The organism is Methylomonas sp. MgM2 (genome assembly GCF_054172045.1).
In genome coordinates this window covers 1-18,163 of sequence record NZ_JBSYXO010000023.1, presented here as the reverse complement: position 1 = coordinate 18,163, position 18,163 = coordinate 1, and the positions used below count along the sequence as shown (strand labels likewise).

Annotated in this window: 16 protein-coding genes; 7 read left to right on the top strand and 9 right to left on the bottom strand. The window is 50.7% G+C overall.

What is annotated here, in order from left to right:
* Positions 1-6: 6 nt before the first annotated feature.
* The gene (locus tag ACW73I_RS16160; RefSeq protein ID WP_458030455.1) at positions 7-705 is read right to left on the bottom strand and encodes an MBL fold metallo-hydrolase; all 699 of its coding nucleotides are present in this window, start codon (positions 703-705) and stop codon (positions 7-9) included.
* A 1,009-nt stretch (positions 706-1,714) separates the two neighbouring features.
* Here ACW73I_RS16160 and ACW73I_RS16155 point away from each other — a divergent pair.
* Complete coding sequence (locus tag ACW73I_RS16155; protein ID WP_458030454.1) at positions 1,715-2,767, top strand: vWA domain-containing protein; 1,053 nt, start codon at positions 1,715-1,717, stop codon at positions 2,765-2,767.
* 334 nt (positions 2,768-3,101) lie between these two features.
* Complete coding sequence (locus ACW73I_RS16150; RefSeq protein WP_458030453.1) at positions 3,102-5,375, top strand: bifunctional diguanylate cyclase/phosphodiesterase; 2,274 nt, start codon at positions 3,102-3,104, stop codon at positions 5,373-5,375.
* A 73-nt stretch (positions 5,376-5,448) separates the two neighbouring features.
* Here the strand turns inward: ACW73I_RS16150 and ACW73I_RS16145 are convergent, their stop codons facing one another.
* From ACW73I_RS16145 to ACW73I_RS16120, 6 genes are all read right to left on the bottom strand, one after another.
* Positions 5,449-6,333: a carbohydrate kinase family protein gene (locus tag ACW73I_RS16145; protein ID WP_458030452.1), complete on the bottom strand. Its 885-nt coding sequence runs from the start codon at positions 6,331-6,333 to the stop codon at positions 5,449-5,451.
* Positions 6,323-7,174, bottom strand: coding sequence for an HAD-IIB family hydrolase (locus ACW73I_RS16140; RefSeq protein WP_458030451.1), 852 nt, complete (start codon positions 7,172-7,174; stop codon positions 6,323-6,325). The genes ACW73I_RS16145 and ACW73I_RS16140 overlap by 11 nt, the downstream gene beginning before the upstream one ends.
* Positions 7,171-9,318, bottom strand: a complete 2,148-nt coding sequence (locus ACW73I_RS16135; RefSeq protein WP_458030450.1) for an HAD-IIB family hydrolase — start codon at positions 9,316-9,318, stop codon at positions 7,171-7,173. The genes ACW73I_RS16140 and ACW73I_RS16135 overlap by 4 nt, the downstream gene beginning before the upstream one ends.
* Before the next feature lie 144 nt (positions 9,319-9,462).
* Complete coding sequence (locus ACW73I_RS16130; protein ID WP_458030449.1) at positions 9,463-9,975, bottom strand: hypothetical protein; 513 nt, start codon at positions 9,973-9,975, stop codon at positions 9,463-9,465.
* Positions 9,975-10,451: an SRPBCC family protein gene (locus ACW73I_RS16125; RefSeq protein ID WP_458030448.1), complete on the bottom strand. Its 477-nt coding sequence runs from the start codon at positions 10,449-10,451 to the stop codon at positions 9,975-9,977. The genes ACW73I_RS16130 and ACW73I_RS16125 overlap by 1 nt, the downstream gene beginning before the upstream one ends.
* A gap of 186 nt (positions 10,452-10,637) precedes the next feature.
* Positions 10,638-12,233 (bottom strand): tetratricopeptide repeat protein, encoded by a 1,596-nt coding sequence (locus ACW73I_RS16120; RefSeq protein WP_458030447.1) that lies wholly within the window; start codon positions 12,231-12,233, stop codon positions 10,638-10,640.
* 271 nt (positions 12,234-12,504) lie between these two features.
* On the opposite strand from ACW73I_RS16120, the gene ACW73I_RS16115 reads away from it, so the two are divergent.
* The gene (locus ACW73I_RS16115) at positions 12,505-12,780 is read left to right on the top strand and encodes a hypothetical protein (protein WP_458030446.1); all 276 of its coding nucleotides are present in this window, start codon (positions 12,505-12,507) and stop codon (positions 12,778-12,780) included.
* A 144-nt stretch (positions 12,781-12,924) separates the two neighbouring features.
* Positions 12,925-13,785, top strand: coding sequence for an L-ribulose 3-epimerase (locus ACW73I_RS16110; RefSeq protein ID WP_458030445.1), 861 nt, complete (start codon positions 12,925-12,927; stop codon positions 13,783-13,785).
* Positions 13,786-13,855: 70 nt separating this feature from the next.
* Here ACW73I_RS16110 and ACW73I_RS16105 read toward each other — a convergent pair whose 3' ends face one another.
* Both ACW73I_RS16105 and parE read right to left on the bottom strand, forming a co-directional pair.
* Positions 13,856-14,692: a CvfB family protein gene (locus tag ACW73I_RS16105; RefSeq protein ID WP_458030444.1), complete on the bottom strand. Its 837-nt coding sequence runs from the start codon at positions 14,690-14,692 to the stop codon at positions 13,856-13,858.
* A 20-nt stretch (positions 14,693-14,712) separates the two neighbouring features.
* A complete protein-coding gene (gene parE / locus ACW73I_RS16100) occupies positions 14,713-16,602 on the bottom strand; it encodes a DNA topoisomerase IV subunit B (RefSeq protein WP_458030443.1) in 1,890 nt (629 codons plus the stop codon).
* Between the two features lie 69 nt (positions 16,603-16,671).
* Here parE and ACW73I_RS16095 point away from each other — a divergent pair, with 69 nt between their 5' ends.
* The 3 genes from ACW73I_RS16095 to ACW73I_RS16085 form a co-directional block, all read left to right on the top strand.
* A complete protein-coding gene (locus tag ACW73I_RS16095) occupies positions 16,672-16,905 on the top strand; it encodes an exodeoxyribonuclease VII small subunit (RefSeq protein ID WP_458030442.1) in 234 nt (77 codons plus the stop codon).
* Entirely contained in the window at positions 16,898-17,791 is an 894-nt protein-coding gene (gene ispA, locus ACW73I_RS16090; RefSeq protein WP_458030441.1) for a (2E,6E)-farnesyl diphosphate synthase, read from the top strand. The genes ACW73I_RS16095 and ispA overlap by 8 nt, the downstream gene beginning before the upstream one ends.
* Positions 17,792-17,828: 37 nt before the next feature.
* A partial coding sequence (locus ACW73I_RS16085) for a 1-deoxy-D-xylulose-5-phosphate synthase N-terminal domain-containing protein (protein ID WP_458030440.1) occupies positions 17,829-18,163 on the top strand: 335 nt, incomplete at its 3' end.

Below are 18,163 nucleotides of genomic sequence, written 5' to 3'. Positions count from 1 at the left end.
AAGCTCCTAGTTTTGCTCGGCTACCATCCCGCAAGATTGGTTCGCGGGTAAGGCTTGATCGATAAATTTCGGGTAAGCTAGTTTCAGCTCCTGCATGATAGCGATGAACTCTTCACGAGACTTGCCGTCGCCTAGCCGCGTATTTTTCGCGATTTCCTGCTTGATGGTGGAAACGGTGTCGCCTTTGTAATCATGGCCTGGGTACACCAAGGTGTCCGGTGGCAAACTGAACAGTTTTCCGGTAATGCTGTCGTAAAGCTGGCCGGCGTCGCCTTGTTGGAAATCAGTACGACCGCTACCGCCGATTAGTAAGGCATCGCCGGTAAATACGCGATCCGCCATCACGTAGCTTACACAACCACTGGTGTGGCCTGGCGTGTGTCGCACTTCAATTTCTAGATCGCCCACCTGCAAAGTTACGCCATCAGTAACCAATAAATCGGCGCACATGGCTCCGGCATCTCTATGCACCACGCTCTTACTGCCCAGTTTTTCACGCAATAAACCTGCGCCGGTGACGTGGTCGGCATGGACATGGGTTTCCATCGTGTAAATCAATTTAAGATTCAAGCTTTGCAGTAAATCGGCGTAAACCTCGATCTCCGATACTACTGGGTCTATGATCAGCGCCCGACGAGAACGCTCGCAACCCAATAAGTAGCTATAAGTGGAAGTTTCGGTTTCAAAAAGTTGTCTGAAAATCATCTTTTCTCTCCTGACGGATTAAGTTAGAAATATCTAATTAACTGATACCAAATAGCATGCCAACTTAATCAATCATCACTAAATATATAAGTTATTGTTTTTTTGACAGAATCTTCGCGACATGACTTCACGCCTGTTTCAAGCTGATAAATAATGAAACAAACGTTTCAAATGAAACTATTTTCCGTCGTTTTGAAACGTTTGCGCTTGGGTGTAATCGCTTCAATTAAGGATATCGTCCAAAATAACTTCCCGATATGGCAATAGTCACTGGGGACGCACCGAGTGAGGACGTCGGAGCAAGGACGCTGCCGTCAAGCCCCCATGGAAGGGTTCACGGCGCTCTTCATTCGGTATGCCCCAGGGTTCGCACCGGCAAAACGGGAAGTTGTTTTTGGCCAAATCCTAAGACGCAACCGGTCCGAAAAAAGTGGGTAACGCGAAATTTCGCACCGCTATGCCATGAAGAAGATGCGACAATTCCTGGTAGGATCTTGTGGATGCATTTATCCGCACATGTTTCACTCAAGCCCTGCAACAAGACAAGCGAGGAATCAGCATCGGCCTAAGACTATACGCTCTGAGCGATTTTAGGCGCGTAAAGTTCGAAATTGCAGCAAAGCGCTGTCTACGAACCGTAATTTCACCGGTGCCAATGCGACTATGCAAAAGTCAAGGCGCGACCGCCCGCCAGTCAGACGGGAAATGAGCTTTACAATCGAGGGTTACTATTGAGTTGTCGGATAACAATGGTTACCTTACATTCGTGGCGTAAGCTGTCAGAATAGGCTGGCTACGAACGACTTAGGCTCTCACAGTAGAGCTGGCAAACGAAAAAATTGCCGAAAAGGTTGGAGCGCCATAGATAGCATGTGCTCCGGTTTCAATTAAAGTTTGCGGCGCGATCTCGTCTGGTAATAAGAGGTTTTCAAGCCAATGACGGACCCGGGAAGCAACGTCTTTATTTGGACCCTTGCCTTAATGCTTAGAAAAACAAGGAGAATACATTATGCCTTATGTTTGGTTTTTTTTGCTTGGGCTGTTAGCGCCAGTTGCGCAGGCTGAAGAGGGTAATGATCTGCGGATATTACAAGTACAAGCCGACCTACCAACTTTGACCCTTTGGGCAAACCTTCCGTCTAATGAACCGATCGAACGTAATCAGCTCAACGTCAGCCTAGGCGATCATCCCGCAAAAGTATTCGGCATAGACCATTTTCGCCAGACCGGCGAAGGTATCGGTTATATATTTCTTGTCGACATTTCCAGGTCGCTTCGAAGCCGTCAGTTAGTGCAAATCAAACGGGCGTTGCATCATTGGATTGCAGGTATGAATGCGAAAGACAGAGCAAGCTTGGTCACTTTCGGACACGAGATGCGGCATGATTTTCAGTTTACCCATAATCGGTTCAAACTGACCAACGCCATCAATATGCTGGCAATCACCGACGCGGAAACCAGTTTGTACCATGGTCTATTGGAAGCGATTAATGTCGGACGCAGTCGGCAACCGAACCTGCCGATCCGCCGAGCAATAATCCTGCTTAGCGATGGAATCGGCGACGGCCCGGAAGGAACGTCGCTCGACGACGTCATCAGGCAAATCCGGGAATACCGAGTGCCGATTTATAGCATCGGTTTTGTCACAGAACCTCTGACCGAGAGGAAACGCAAAGGGCTTGAGGTACTTAACCTGCTATCATCGGAATCCGGCGGCTACTTTATTCAAGCCGACATTAACCGTTTGGATAGAGCCTATCAGCAGCAATATGAACGAATTACCCAGGCCTATCGGCTTCGCATTGATTGTCCGGACTGCGTGGCGGACGGCAAGTTGCATCACGTCCACCTCACCTGGAACGACGGCCGGCGTACCTTGAGTGACGATTTGGATATACGCTTAACGACCAGACAAGAGACGAGTCATCCGCGTCGTCATTCCGATAGCAACAATGACGGCGGTTGGGCTATCTTCATTTTTGCCATCGGGTTATTGGCGTTCTTTCTGGCCTTGTTATGGCTTTACCGGGATCGGCTCACGTGGCCGTCCAAGTACGATTAGCCAATTATGCGGTTGACAATCGAGTAGTCGACCACAAGACCTACCTATTCAGGTCAATCGTTTGTTGCCTTTTTGGGTAGCCGATTTGGTAATTTCAAGCGCTTGCCTGGTTTAAAAATCAGCCGACTTTCTGCATAACAAGGCATTTTGACTACAATTGAAATAAGCAAAGCCGCAAAATTCTTGGCTTTGCAGCGCTACGATATAGCTATTAATTGTAAATTTATTAACCGATGAAATTGGACGTAGTTAGACCATCAGCTAGACTTAAATTGATATTAAATATTTCTATCTCATATGACGTCCCGTTTCAAGACCAATGCGCTTCTAGCTTATGGATAATCAATTAAGTTCTCGCGATTGGGATAGTCTTCAAAATGCTTGCATTTCGCTAGACAAAGCCACCCAATACATCGAGCTGAGTAAACTAGAGCAAGGCAAAATTTTGCGTTTTCAGCAGGAAGTATTAAAACTAGTGGCTCTGGGTCATGAATGCGAACAAATTTGCGAAACGCTTTGTTTATTGGAGGAACAACTGGTATCTAATTCGGTAGCCTCGGTCATGTTGTTGGACGATTCAGAACAATATTTGAATGTTTTCGTCGCGCCTAGCATACCTCAAGAAGGAATCGCCCAGCTGAATGGATTGAGACCGGGCCCATGTGCCGGTTCTTGCGGCAATGCGATTTACCGTCGCGAACCCGTCTACGTTGAAAATACTTTTACCGACCCACGTTGGCAGGATATTCGCCTTCTAGCGACTAATTTTAATATCCGTGCCTGTTGGTCGATGCCTATTAAAGGCAAAGGCGGCAAGGTCATCGGCTCATTCGCTTTGTCTAGTTTCGAACATCGCCTTCCGGGCCCGTTTCACTGCGCTTTGTTGGAAATCGGCTCTTTTATTATCGGCATCGTACTGGAACAACGTAAAATCAACCAACAACTGCGCCTGTCGAACAAAGTCATCGAAAACAGCATCGAAGGCATCATGATTACCGATCAGGATAACCATATTGTTTCGGTGAATCGTGCATTTACCCGAATTACCGGATACAAACAAGAAGAGGTGTTAGGCGAAAATCCTCGAATATTGTCGTCCAATCGTTACAAAAAAGATTTTTACCGGCAAATGTGGCAAGACATTAATCGCAGCGGCCACTGGCAAGGCGAAATTTGGAATAAATCCAAGGCCGGTAAACCGTATCCGCAGTGGTTGAGTATCACCGCGATTTTGAATGATCAACGTGTCGTCACAAATTACTTGGGCATTTTTTCCGACATAACGGAAAAGAAGCAAGCTGAAGAAACCATATGGCGTCAGGCAAACTTCGATCCGTTAACGGGTTTGCCCAACCGTAGCCGCTTTTACGAGCGCTTGCAGCGCGACATCAGGAAAGCATCCCGTCACACTGAAAAACTGGCCTTACTGATCATCGATATCGATCGTTTCAAGGAAGTCAACGAGTCGGCCGGCCATAATTTGGGCGACGTACTATTAAAAGCGGTCGCAAAGCGGTTGTCGAGTTACGTTCAAGACACTGATTTACTGGCTCGCTTGGGCGGTGACGAATTTGCGGTCATTTTGAACGAGGTTTCCGACATTGATTGCATCGAACAAACCGCAGAACAAATATCGCGGCATTTCACCGAACCTTTCGATTTGGAAGGAAAGCGGACTTACGTATCCGCCAGCATCGGTATCACCATATTTCCGGACGACGCCGCAAACGCCGACAGCCTGTTGAAATACGCCGACCAAGCCATGTATGCCGCCAAACGGGACGGTAGAAGCCGCTGGCGTTATTTCACACCAGCAATGCAAGTTGAAGCCGAAAGGCGTTCGGAAACTATCAGCGACCTGCGTTCAGCCTTGAACAACAAACAGTTTTATTTGTTGTATCAGCCTATCGTTGAACTTATTTCCGGAAACGTGCATAAAGCCGAAGCCCTAATTCGGTGGAAACATCCGGAAAAAGGCATAATCAGCCCGGCCCAGTTTATCCCGCTAGCTGAAGAAACTCAGCTAATCATAGAAATTGGAAATTGGGTGTTCGATCAGGTGGCTCAGCAAGTAGCGGCGTGGCAAATTGCTTACGGCAAAGATTTCCAAGTCAGTATTAATAAATCGCCAATCCAATTTTACAATGCGGTAGGGTACGGCTGGTCTAAGAATCTGCAATTAATGGGACTGTCGGGCCATAGCATCGTGGTTGAGATAACCGAAGGTTTGTTGCTGGATGCTAGCGAAATCGTCTCGAAACAACTTTTAAATTTACGCGATGCGGGAATTCAGGTAGCGATAGACGATTTCGGAACGGGTTATTCATCGTTGTCTTACCTAAAAAAATTCGACATCGATTATCTTAAGATCGATCAATCGTTTGTGCGCAATCTAGCGCTTGATTCTAGTGACAGAGTATTATGCGAAGCTATTATCACGATGGCGCACCGGCTGGGTATGAGAGTGATCGCCGAAGGCGTCGAGACCAAAGAGCAATGTGATCTGCTGAGAGAAGCGGGTTGTGATTACGGACAAGGTTATCTCTTTTCTCGTCCATTGACGGTCGAAGACTTCGATTCGTTTATGGCAAACGACGTCGCGTCCTAGGATCTGTCGGCGTTTCCATCCGTTTTTACAAGCCGATAAAGGCTTTCGAGCCAAAAAGGAAACGGCGATCATTTTACAATTGCCATGCAGCTACAAACGATTGATAAAAATTTCGATCATGCACGGTCGCTCCGCGGTAACCGACCAGATCCGAAGCGAAAAATTGCGCTCTTTCCATGGTTTGCTGTAATGGCCAGCCAAGATGAATACCCAACATGAGCACGGAGGAAAACGCATCTCCGGCTCCGACAGTATCGACAACCGTTAAAGACTGAAGCGGCCGGACTTCGGCTATTTCACCGGCCGCATTGATGGCAATCGCGCCCTCTTCACCGCGGGTAAGCACCAAACCTTTCAGGCCGTGCTCGTGTAAAAACTGCCTCATGGCGCTGTCGAAGTCGGACGAGCTGCTGTGTAAGGCATCCAGTTCATGCTGATTCAGCTTGACCCAATCGGCTTCGTTCACCAGTTTCAACACCTCGGCTTTATTCCACCAGGGTTCGCGCAAATTAACATCCATGAACACGCCGCCTTTATGGCGGCTTTTCAACTTGGTAAGAGCCCGGCGAGACACTTCATTCCGTAAGGCTAAGGTACCGTGATACAACAAGCCATCGTCGCGACCGGACGGCAATTCCGCGGCCTCGATAAAGTCGTATGCTTGATCCGGCACAATCAGATAACTCGGCTCGCCGTTTTCTATGCTGATCCGGACCGCGCCTGTCGGATGTTCCACATCGCGCTGCAAACCGGAAAGATCCATTTTCCATTCCTGCATCGCCTGTCTTACCGCTTCTCCGGCCTGATCGCGGCCGATTCGGCTTATAAAACGGGGGTGCAGTCCAAACGCCTGCAGATGCCACGCGACGTTAAACGGAGCGCCGCCCAATACACTGCTTCCGTCCGGAAACTGATCGAACAGCACCTCGCCAAAAATCTGTATGGTTTTATCGGTCATAGAACTTCATCCATTGTTGAGTCTCAGGCAGATAATGGGCAACGCCCTCTAAAATGCCGGCGCCGTAGTTGCCGTTCATACCCATAAAATGACCTTTCGCCACATACAGCGCATTTTCCGTGGCTTGTTGCTTGGCCAAGCTTAATGCCTCGTCCCGCACTTCGTTACTGGCATTGCCGACCAAAACCGAATGAATAGGACTCACCAATACGGGTAAGTCGTTACCGCTATCGCCGGCAAACACGGTATGGTCTAAGTCCAAACCGAGCGATTTGATCAAAAACTCCACCGCATGGTATTTGGTCGCGCTGGCGGGCAACACGTCCAGCAATCCCACCTTTTTGGCTTCATCGACACTGTAAATCAATTCCGCTTTAACGCCTTCCGCAGTCAAAAGTTTCCGCATGTCCGCCATTAATTGCTTAACGTCAAAGTCCATCCCCAAGTAGTAACTGAGCTTAAAGCGGTTTTGCTTGGCATCTTCCTGCAGAATTAAACCGGGCAAGTGTTCAAACAGGCGATGCAAATCGGCATGATCGCGCCCCGCCCAATCGGGCGCAATCTCATTAGCCCAGGCTTCCGATACGCGCCAAGCGTTTGCGCTCACTTCATATAAAGACGTGCCGACATCTCCGATCACGAAATCCGGCTGCGGCAATTGATATTCGGCAATCGCCTGCTCAACCAATTCTTTATGGCGTCCGGAAACAAAAGCCAGTAATACCTCCGGTCGCGAAACCAACGCCGTAAATAACGGCCTGGCCTCGGGCGATTCCGGCGCACTACCGTTTGGCAACAAGGTTCGATCCAAATCGGTACAAATCAGTATTCGTTCGCTCATCCGCTATCCTTATTCTCATTGAAAAAATCGTAATGCTCGATGGCTTCGACTATCCCTAAGGCATGCGGCTGCTGAGCGAAATAAATGCGTTCAGCCTCATACAACTTCGACAACTCTTCTCTATGCCGGTTGGCCACCACCACTGCCATGGTGTTGCCCTGCATCATATCCTCGTCGGCACCGGAACCGCCGGCGACTAATATACGCTCCAGCGGAATCTTCCGTTGCTGGGCAAAATAACGCAATGCTAAACCCTTGGACGCCCGAGCCGGAACGATATCGAAAAACTGCCCGAACGATAGATTGGCATTAACCGCTTGGTCTTCTTGTCGCAGCAATGTAACGATCTCTTCATAGGTCGGCGCCCGTTCCGCATCGTAATGATAGGAAATCTTAAAACGGCTCTGTTCGTTGGCCGGCTGCAATATCAGCCCAGGCACATCGGCCAAAATTCTCCGAATCGCTTTTGGGTTCCAGTGGTGATCGATATGCCGGCTCCAAGCGATGTCGGCATGAATGTTGGGCGCGTAATAAATTTCCGTTCCCAGACTGGTGATTAATACATCGGGAACCGGCACATCGTTCTTCTTTAGGACGGCGAGAGCGGAATCCAAGCGGCGCCCGGTCGCAATACCAAAATACACGGTCTTGCGGTGTTCTCGTAAACAATGTACAAAGCGCTGTAAACCCTCTCCATTTCCCAGCAGGCTCTGATCGATATCGGAAAAAATGGCTCGGTTTCGATAGCGCGGCGCCTTTGGTTCACGAACCACTTTGAGTATGCGCGGCTGTTGGGCCAGCAAGCCCTGCAGCCTGGACAAATAGTGGCCGGCATGAGCCTCCCAGGAGTAAAAACGAACGACGTTTTTCAGACCGTCCTCAGAAAACGACTTCCATTTCGTCTCGTCCGCTAATATGGACAACAAAGCATCCGCAATGGCCGCCGTATCCAGAGGATCAACCAATAAACCATTGTGACAATTACCGATAATATCGACAGGCCCTCCGTTTTCGGTCGCCACCAACGGCAAACCACATGCCGCCGCTTCCAACAACGTCAGGCCGAACGGTTCGGTCAAGGCCGGATTGATAAAGACGCCTTTGGACTGAACCGCCAGCCGGTAAATATCCGGCACTTCTTCTTGAGTATGATGTTTGGGCAAGGCAATACGGCCATATAAATCGTAATGGTCCACCAATAATAACAGCTCGGTCAGCACGGACTGCGCACCCTCGTCCATGTCGCGGATATCATCGCGGTTGCCGGCGATAATGACCAAATTCGCTGCCGCCTGTAAGTCTTTCGACTCCCCGTAGGCTCTGACCAACGATCCGATGTTCTTACGTTCATCCGGCCGGGATAAAGCCAGGATCATCGGTTTTTTCGGCTGTTTTAAAAATCGCTTTAAGGTCTGGCTGAAAGGAATAGGTCCGATATCCGAGGCCGCCGGATAGAACTGCTCCAGATTAGTGCCCGGAGGGATTACCACCATGCGCTCGGGATGATAGTAATCGTAAAGCTCGTATTGTTCGGCAATCTCGTGGCGGGTACTGGTAATCACCAGATCGGCAGTGGCGAGAACGTCCTCTTCCGCATTGATCCGGCGTGACACGTGATAACGCTGTTCCAACAGCTCGCTGTCTAGGCCCGTCGCCAGCAAGCGGGTACGTTTGTCCCGCCCCAAGGAATGTCCGGTAAACACCAGCGGAATACCGGTCTGATGCGATAAACGCGTACCGACATATCCGGCATCGGCGTAATGAGCATGGATCACATCCGGCATGCGCGACTGCTGATTCAACCAATGCAGCAGGTTGTCGGAGAATATATCGAGACTATCCCACAGCTCTTCCTTCCTAATGTAACCTTCGGGACCAGCCGGAATCCGCACGATCTGCGTACGGTCGCCTAGCGGCTCGATCGCTTCGGCGTAATCGGCGCTAACTTCCGCATCGACTACTTGGCGCGTGACCAAGTCGACACGCGCGACCGCTTTTTGCAGCCCCAAGGCCCGGGCCAAGTCAACGACGTATTTGGTTTGGCCGCCGGTATCGGCGTCTCGGCCCAACTCCAGGTCATGGCTACGAATCAAACCGTGTACGCTGATCAGTAGCAAATAAAGAGAGTCTTTTTTACCTGTCATATCCGGTTTAGTTGTTATTGGGAGAGAAAGGTCTCGGACGTTCCTTTTCTATCCTACCCCAAATTTCCTAATCTGGCGCTGACTTTTGCTTAGCTGTCCGACCTATTAGCTATTTGGGGCGAGCTATTGCCGAATGCATGACCATCACCGACAGTCGACTATTTCCAGGCAACGTTGCAACGTGTAACGAACGATGAACAATGTCATTGCAACCGGATACAGCAAATAGTGATCGGGCAACATTAGAGTGATCAACACGAAAACTCCAAGCAAACGCGTATCAAATCGAGCCAGGTTATTTTGCAAATATCGTAACGCGTTCCGCGATTCAACATCGAAATGAGCGCTTTTATTGATGATCGCTAGCGTCATCCAAGCACTTAACAGCGCGTAATAAATCGGAAAAACAAAGAACATAGGCGCTTCGCTATCGAATAAAGGCTGCCAATCCGCATACCACGCCCATAGCACGCCGCAAGCAAATCCGTCATGCCAGACAACGCTGGACAGCTTTTTGAACCAAGCGGCCGACAAAAAAATGACCGACAAACTGACCCCGGCGAGCCATACCGGCTGACCGATCAGAAAAGGCAGATAAACACTCTGACTTTTCACCAAAAAAGCTAGCAATAAACAGCAAATAATGAATATAGGCATTATGGCGTTCGTTTTCGGTCGACACCCCAACTGACCTGCAAATAATTGCGCCGGGTATCGAAAATTTGATTCAACTTAGCCCCAATCAATAGTGCATGCAAGCATTCTCCCAACCATCCCCATGGCATTGCATAAAACACGATGTCTTCCAATAGAACTCCGTCCTCCATCTCGGTTAAACAAACCTCATGACTCCAGAATTTAAAAGGGCCCACGCCCTGCCGATAGACAAATCGATTGGGTTCATCACAATGACTCACTTCCGACAGCCATGCCATCGGAACCCCGAATACGGCCTTCATCCGATAGCTAACCATCAATCCGGCATAAATCTTTTCCGGCACTTTCGATGTTATCTCGACGTTGAAAAAATCGGGTGTGATTTCGTTTAAATAGTACGGAGACGAGAAAAACTTCCATGCTTCCTGCCTAGACAGCGCAAGTTCTTGACGTCGATAAAGCTGATAAATTTTCATGCCTAATTCGTTTCCAGTTGCATCGGAATACTTTCAATTAAACCTAACGATCATGGAACCAAGCCATCGTTCTGGAAAAATAGAAACAGAACTTGTGGAAGCGACACTTTGTCGCGACGTAGCGTCGCTCCCACGATGACTCTCGCAACAAATAATTACTTTGTATTCCGCAAACATCGACTCGAATCAGGCTCGAGGCTTGATGTCAAATGCAACGCATACCCGCTCTTGATCCGATTGAAACGGAATCGTGCGGTGGAACAATGAAGACGGAAACAGCACTAAGTCGCCCACTTTTTGATCGACGATCCGGCTTGGAAAATCATCGTGCAAGCGTGGATAGTCATCGCCGTCGGTGCCGTATTCGAAACTACCCTCGTGACCATCGTTGCCTTTATCAGGCAATTGCAGATAGACGCAGCCGCTGATCCAACCTTCTTCATGAATATGCGAGGTCAAATATCCCCCCTGCTTCATCCGCAGATACCAAGAGCTGGCAAATTCCAATTCTTTCGGAAACAAACGTATCAACGCATCATCCTTAGTCAAAAAATGCTGTCGATAGGCTCTGACCTTGGCCCTGATCAAAGCAGCCAGCTTCTGGAAAGACGGTTCGGCCCGCTGCAACAGATTGCCGGCCGACTGTATGCCGTAATAGAGCCGCCCTTGCTTGCGCTCGGCTATTGCCAGGGACTTGATGTCATGCAACAACTGCCCCAATAACGGTTCATTGAAGTCGGACAATTCGCTGATATGAGTATGCTGCACAAAATCCATCGGATTTCGGCAAAATTTATAGGGGTTGTCCTGATGAAAATTGATCGCATAGTGAGTCGACAAGGTGCCCATCAGTATCGAGCTGTGCGGTTTATGGTTAACCAAGTCATCGAAGCGCTGCTTGAATTCGTTGAACTGCCTAGTCTTATATAGGCATTGCAGAACCCGCTCTTTGGCATCGGCGAAATCGGATGCCGCAAAATAGGGTACGGCTTGTTCCAGTTGTTCACCCAGACAATAGCTTTCGCCCAAATTGTAATTCGCGCGTGCGTGCATCGGCTCGGCCTTCAACGCTTCGCGGTAGCAGCGCACCGCTTCTTCCATGTTGCCTTGATCTCGGTAGGTTTCGCCCAGATCGTTCCAAGCGTCGGATAACTGCGGGTCAAGGCCTAAGGCTTCGCGGAAGGCTTCGATTGCGGCCGGATGTTGTCCTTGCGCGTACAGCGCCGTGCCCAAATTGCAATAGCCGCGAGCATCCGCCTTCAAATTCAAGGCCTTGCGGTAGCAATTCTCCGCGCCGCTTAAATCGCCCGCCAATTGCAGCACGGTGCCCCAGTTGGCCCACGCCTCGTAAAAACCGGGCTGCTGAGCCACGGCTTGCTGATAATGTTTGCCCGCGTCTTGCAGTTGGTTTTGCTGTTGCAGCAAGGCTCCCAGATTGAAATGCGCCACGGTCAAATCGGGTTTGAGCTGCAAGGCTTTACGGTAACAACCGATCGCTGCCTTGACGTCATTCAATTGCGTATTAATCGCCCCCAAGTTGAAATGAATCTCGGCAATACGCGGATCCAAAGCCAGCATCTTCCGAAAACTGTCGGCCGCTTCCCGCAACTTGCCCTGTACCTGCAGACACATCCCCAACAAATTCAACACGGCCAGGGATTTGGGGAAACGCGCCAGCAGGGCCTTGGCTTGTGCCTCGGCTAGAGGCGCTCGGCCGTTTTGATATAACTGATGCAAGGCCTGTAGCTCGGAGGGGTGAGGTTGTTTGGGTATAGTTTTCATTGAATGAATATGGACAGCTAAAAACTAAGCCGATGAGGATAACGCAAGCCCCCAAGAATACCAAGCGGCAGCGATTATAGCGAACCCGATTTAGCAATTTGCAGCCTTGCATTTTCTATATCAAAGCGTGTAACTTTTTACTTGACACGTTATTGATAATCATTATCATTTACATCCGATGGCTTTCTCTCGTGCTGTCACGGCGCATTCAAGCATCCTCCAAGAACCCTGAATGCGCCGTCATTAATCATTCCTAAATTTCGAGGTTGTTATGCAGTCAGTCGAATCCGCTATCGCGAAGCATGAAATAAACCAGCTACATGCCGCCACTTGTATGATGATGACCCGTTTTATCAGCGGCCACCATTGTCCAAAATTGGCCAATGTCATTGTTCAACAGCTAAAACAACTAATAGCCCACCCAGCCACGCAAGCATTACCGGATAGCCGCGACATGTATTCGCAGTTATTGGCTCACTGGCAAGAGGTTTCGATCGACCTTTCCAATCAACGAGGCAGCAAGCGACTCAACCACCTATATCATTAAACCTCATGGATTTGGATACTTGAAACACGGCGATTACCGAAATTGAGGTCGTATCACGTCGCTTAGTAGGCATTGCGCGCGCCGATTGGCTTATCTTAAAATCGACGCCTGCGAAAAACACGGTAATTGAAAAAAGGAGCGGCTATGACGACTACGAAACCCTTGGAATACGGCGGCCATGCTTTGGTTTGGGCGGGCGATTGGAGCCCGGAAGACGCTCGCAAAGCAATCAGCGGTGCGGCCCGCGCCGGTTACGATTATATTGAAATCGCCTTACTGGACCCATGGAAAGTAGACGTGGCTTTGACCAAGGATTTGCTTGAAGAATTTAATCTGCGCGCTCATGCATCGCTGGGACTATCCGCCACAACCGACGTAACCAGCACCAACCCCGCCATCGTTGCCAAAGGCGATGAATTACTACGTAAGGCCACCGATGTGCTGCACGGTATCGGCGGTAAGGAACTATGCGGCGTGATCTATTGCGCGCTAGGCAAATATCCCGGTCCGGCATCCACCCAAAACCGGGCTAACTCCGTTGCCGCGATGCGGCGATTAGCGGACTACGCGGCCGACAAGGGCATCAACATCAACCTGGAAGTGGTGAACCGCTACGAAACCAATATCATGAACACGGGAATCGAAGGTTTGGACTTTCTGGACGAAGTCAACCGGCCCAATGCCTATTTGCACCTGGACACCTACCACATGAACATCGAAGAAGACGGTATGGAAAAATCGGTACTGGCTGCCGGCGACAGACTTGGCTATGTACATATAGGAGAAAGCCATAGAGGCTATCTCGGCACCGGCAATGTGGACTTCGACACATTCTTTGGAGCACTGAAAAAAATCAATTACCAAGGCCCGATTACCTTCGAATCTTTTTCATCCGAAGTGGTCGACCCGAATTTATCTAATACGCTATGCGTCTGGCGTAATCTATGGCATGACTCGGATGACTTGGCGAAGAAAGCCTTGGCATTCATCAAACAACGCTATTGAGCATCGCCACGCCCGGAGCGCGCCGGCCGCGAGAAGAAGAGCTCGTCCCCCGCGGCACCGATGCGGGGCCTCAGCTCTCACCCACCAAACGAATGCCTTTATCTTCAATCACGATCTTACGCTGTTTGTATAAGCCACCGATCGCTTGCTTGAATACCTTCTTGCTGACGCCGAAGGTATCGTAAATCACATCCGGCGGACTCTTGTCGGTTAGCGGAACGAAGCCACCGTGCTTTTCCAAAATCGCCAGGATTTTTGCTTGGGTACTATCTACTTTCTGACCGTATTTTTCTTGGCTCAATATCACGTCCAAGCGATGATCGGGGCGCACCTTCTTGATAAACCCTTGTAATTTCTGGCCGCGCTTTAAGGTTTGGAATACCTCGTCTTTATACAACAGCCCCCAATATTTTTGATCGACCACCACCTTGAAGCCCAATTCGGTAAAGTCCGCCACGATCAACTCTACGGCCTGTCCTTCTTTATAATAAAACCCCTCGTCCCGGATAAAATCGTCCAACAGCATCGATGCGGCGATGCGGTTGCTTTCGTCCAAAAACAAGCGCACCAGATAAAACCGGCCTTCGACCAACTTGCCTTTTTGCTCGCTAAACGGCAATAGTAAATCTTTCGGCAAGCCCCAATCCAAAAACGCGCCGGCGTGGCTCAGCGACACTACCTTCAGCCAGGCCACTTCATCGACTTGGGCCTTGGGCCTTTGCAAGGTCGCCACCGTTTGGTTATTGCCGTCGATGTAGACAAACACCGCCAGCTCGTCGCCCACCCGGGTGCCGGACGGCGCCGTATCCATCAGCAATAGCGGCCCGTACTCGCCCGCGTCGAGATAAAATCGGCCATCGCGCTCCCCACAGATTTTCAGTGCATTCATTTTGCCGAATTCAATCATCTTCGTAATCCTTATTCACATCAAACTTCGGCTAAATTGCCCTTTTCTTCCAGCCAGCTCTTGCGGTCTGCCGCGCGTTTTTTCGCCAGCAATAAATCCATGCGTTCGAAGGTTTCGTCCTGCTCTTCTATGGTCAATTGCACCAGGCGGCGGGTATCCGGGTTCATCGTGGTTTCTCGCAATTGCGACGGATTCATCTCGCCCAAACCTTTGAAACGTTGGATATTGACCTTGCCGCTCAGCTTTTCCGCTTCGATACGGGCCAGCACGCCCAAACGCTCGGATTCGTCCAAGGCATAGAATACCTTTTTGCCCACGTCTATGCGATATAAGGGCGGCATCGCCACGAATACGTGGCCGGCTTTGACCAAAGCCCGGAAATGCCGGTAAAACAACGCGCAAATCAGTGTAGCGATGTGGTTGCCGTCCGAATCGGCATCGGCCAAAATGCAGATCTTGCCATAGCGCAGATTTTGCAGATCGTCGCTGTCGGGCTCTATGCCCAATGCCACGGCGATATCGTGCACTTCCTGCGAAGCCATGACTTGGCCGGAATCGACTTCCCAAGTGTTCAGAATCTTGCCCCTAAGCGGCATGATGGCCTGATATTCGCGGTCGCGCGCCTGCTTGGCCGAACCGCCGGCCGAATCGCCCTCGACCAAAAACAGCTCGGTGCGGCCGATGTCCTGCGCCGAACAATCGGCCAATTTACCGGGCAGAGCCGGCCCCTGGGTGATTTTCTTGCGGACGATTTTCTTGGACGATTTCAGCCGCTTCTGCGCGCTTGCCAAAATGATCTCGGCGATCTTCTCGCCTTCCTGCGGATGCTGGTTCAACCACAGACTGAAGGTATCCTTGGCCACGCCGGACACGAAAGTCACACATTCGCGCGAACTCAAACGCTCCTTGGTTTGCCCGGAAAATTGCGGATCTTCGAGTTTGACCGACAGCACGAAATGGCAATTTTCCCAGACGTCTTCCGGCGCGATCTTGACGCCGCGCGGCAACAGATTGCGGAAATCGCAAAACTCGCGCATCGCCTCGGTCAATCCGGCCCTGAGGCCGTTGACGTGAGTGCCGCCCTGGGCGGTCGGCACCAAATTGACGTAGCTTTCGGCGATGGTCTCCGGCAGGCTTTCCGGCGTCCAGACGATGCCCCATTCCACCGCCTCGTTGCTGGCGGCCATGTTGGCCATGAACGGTTGCTGAGGAAAAATTTCCACGTCGCCGACTCTGTCCAGCAGATATTCCTGTAAACCGTTTTGGTAACACCATTCGATGGTTTCGTCACTGAGTTCCGAAACCAGCGTGATTTTCAAGCCGGGGCACAATACGGCCTTGGCCCGCAGCACATGCTTCAATTTGGATACCGATATCCGGTTGGAATCGAAATACTTTCCGTCGGGCCAAAACTGCACGCTGGTGCCTGTGTTGTATTTGCCCACCGTACCGGTCTGCGCCAATTCGCCGACTTTCTCTCCGCCGGCAAACGCCATCTGGTAAATACCGCCGCCGCGTTTGATTTCGACCAATAACTTTTCCGACAAGGCGTTGACCACCGACACCCCGACTCCGTGCAAGCCGCCGGAAAATTGATAATTTTTGTTGGAAAACTTGCCGCCGGCATGCAATTGAGTCAGGATCACCTCGACGCCGGGAATGCCTTGCTCCGGATGAATGTCGACCGGCATGCCGCGGCCGTCGTCGACGACTTTCACCGAACCGTCTTTATACAAAGTGACTTCTATACTTTTGGCGTGGCCGGCCAAAGCCTCGTCGACACTGTTGTCCACCACCTCCTGCACCAGATGATTCGGGCGCGTGGTGTCGGTATACATCCCCGGCCGTTTCCGCACCGGATCGAGGCCGCTCAGGACCTCGATCGCGGCGGCGTTATATTCATTACTCATTGTTCCTCATCATTGGCTGTCAATTCATACTATAATGCTCGGTCATTTTGAGCACTGCTATAACATTATATGTCGAGAAGAAAAAGCGCATCTCACTTTGAAGAGGCGATGGAAGAACTGGAGAAGCTGGTCGAACAAATGGAACGCGGCGATATCTCTCTGGAAGAGTCTTTGAAATCCTTCGAACGCGGCATCAAACTAACTCGCACCTGCCAACAAGCCTTGCAGGACGCCGAACAAAAAGTGCAAATTCTATTAGAAAAAAACGGCCAACAAAGCCTGGAGCCCTTTACCGATGAGTAATTTAAAAACCTACTTGATTGCCTGCCAAAACCGTGTAGAACGCGCCCTGGACGCCCGCCTGCCGGCGGAAAACATATTGCCTCAAACCCTGCATCAGGCCATGCGCTACAGCACGATGAACGGCGGTAAGCGCATGCGCCCGATGCTGACCTACGCCACCGGCCGGGCCTTGGGTTTGAGCGAAGAGGTTTTGGATGCGCCCGCCTGCGCCGTGGAGTGCATACACGTTTATTCATTGATACACGACGATTTGCCGGCGATGGACGACGACGACCTGCGCCGCGGCAAGCCGACATGCCACAAGGCTTTCGACGAGGCGACCGCGATTCTGGCCGGCGATGCCCTGCAAGCACTGGCCTTCGAAATCCTGGCAAACGATGCTTCAATCCAGGTCGGTGCCGAAGCCCGTTTGAAAATGATCTCGGCACTGACCCGCGCAAGCGGCTCGCAAGGCATGGTCGGCGGCCAAGCCATAGACTTGGCTTCGGTTGGCCATAAACTGAATCTACCCGAACTGGAGAATATGCACATTCATAAGACCGGGGCCTTGATCCGCGCCAGCGTCAATCTGGCTTCGCTGTCCAAACCGGAACTCGACGCCGACGTCGCCAAAAAACTGGACCATTACGCCAAATGCATAGGCCTGTCGTTCCAGGTCAAAGACGACATACTGGATATCGAAAGCGATACCGAAACCCTGGGCAAAACCCAAGGCAAGGATATGAACAACGATAAACCCACCTACCCGGCCCTGTTGGGCTTGGCCGGCGCCAAACAAAAAGCACAGGAACTGCATGAACAAGCCGTCGAAAGCCTGAGCGAATTCGGCAGCGAAGCCGATTTATTACGTGAATTATCGCTGTATATCATCGAGCGCACCCATTGATACACCCGCCCGATGAATCCAAGGAACTAAGAACAACATGCCTCTTTCGAAAAATTACCCCTTACTCAATTCCATCCAAAATCCGCCCGATATCCGGTTATTAAGCAAGACCCAACTGAAACAATTATCCGACGAAGTGCGCGCCTACCTGACCCACACGGTGAGCCTATCGGGCGGGCATTTCTCGGCCGGCTTGGGCACGGTGGAATTGACCGTGGCCTTGCATTATGTATTCAACACGCCGGAAGATCAGTTGGTCTGGGACGTCGGCCACCAGGCTTATCCGCACAAGATTCTGACCGGGCGCAAGGAGCGCATGCCGACCATTCGGACCTTGGGCGGAGTGTCGGCCTTTCCGGCCCGGGACGAAAG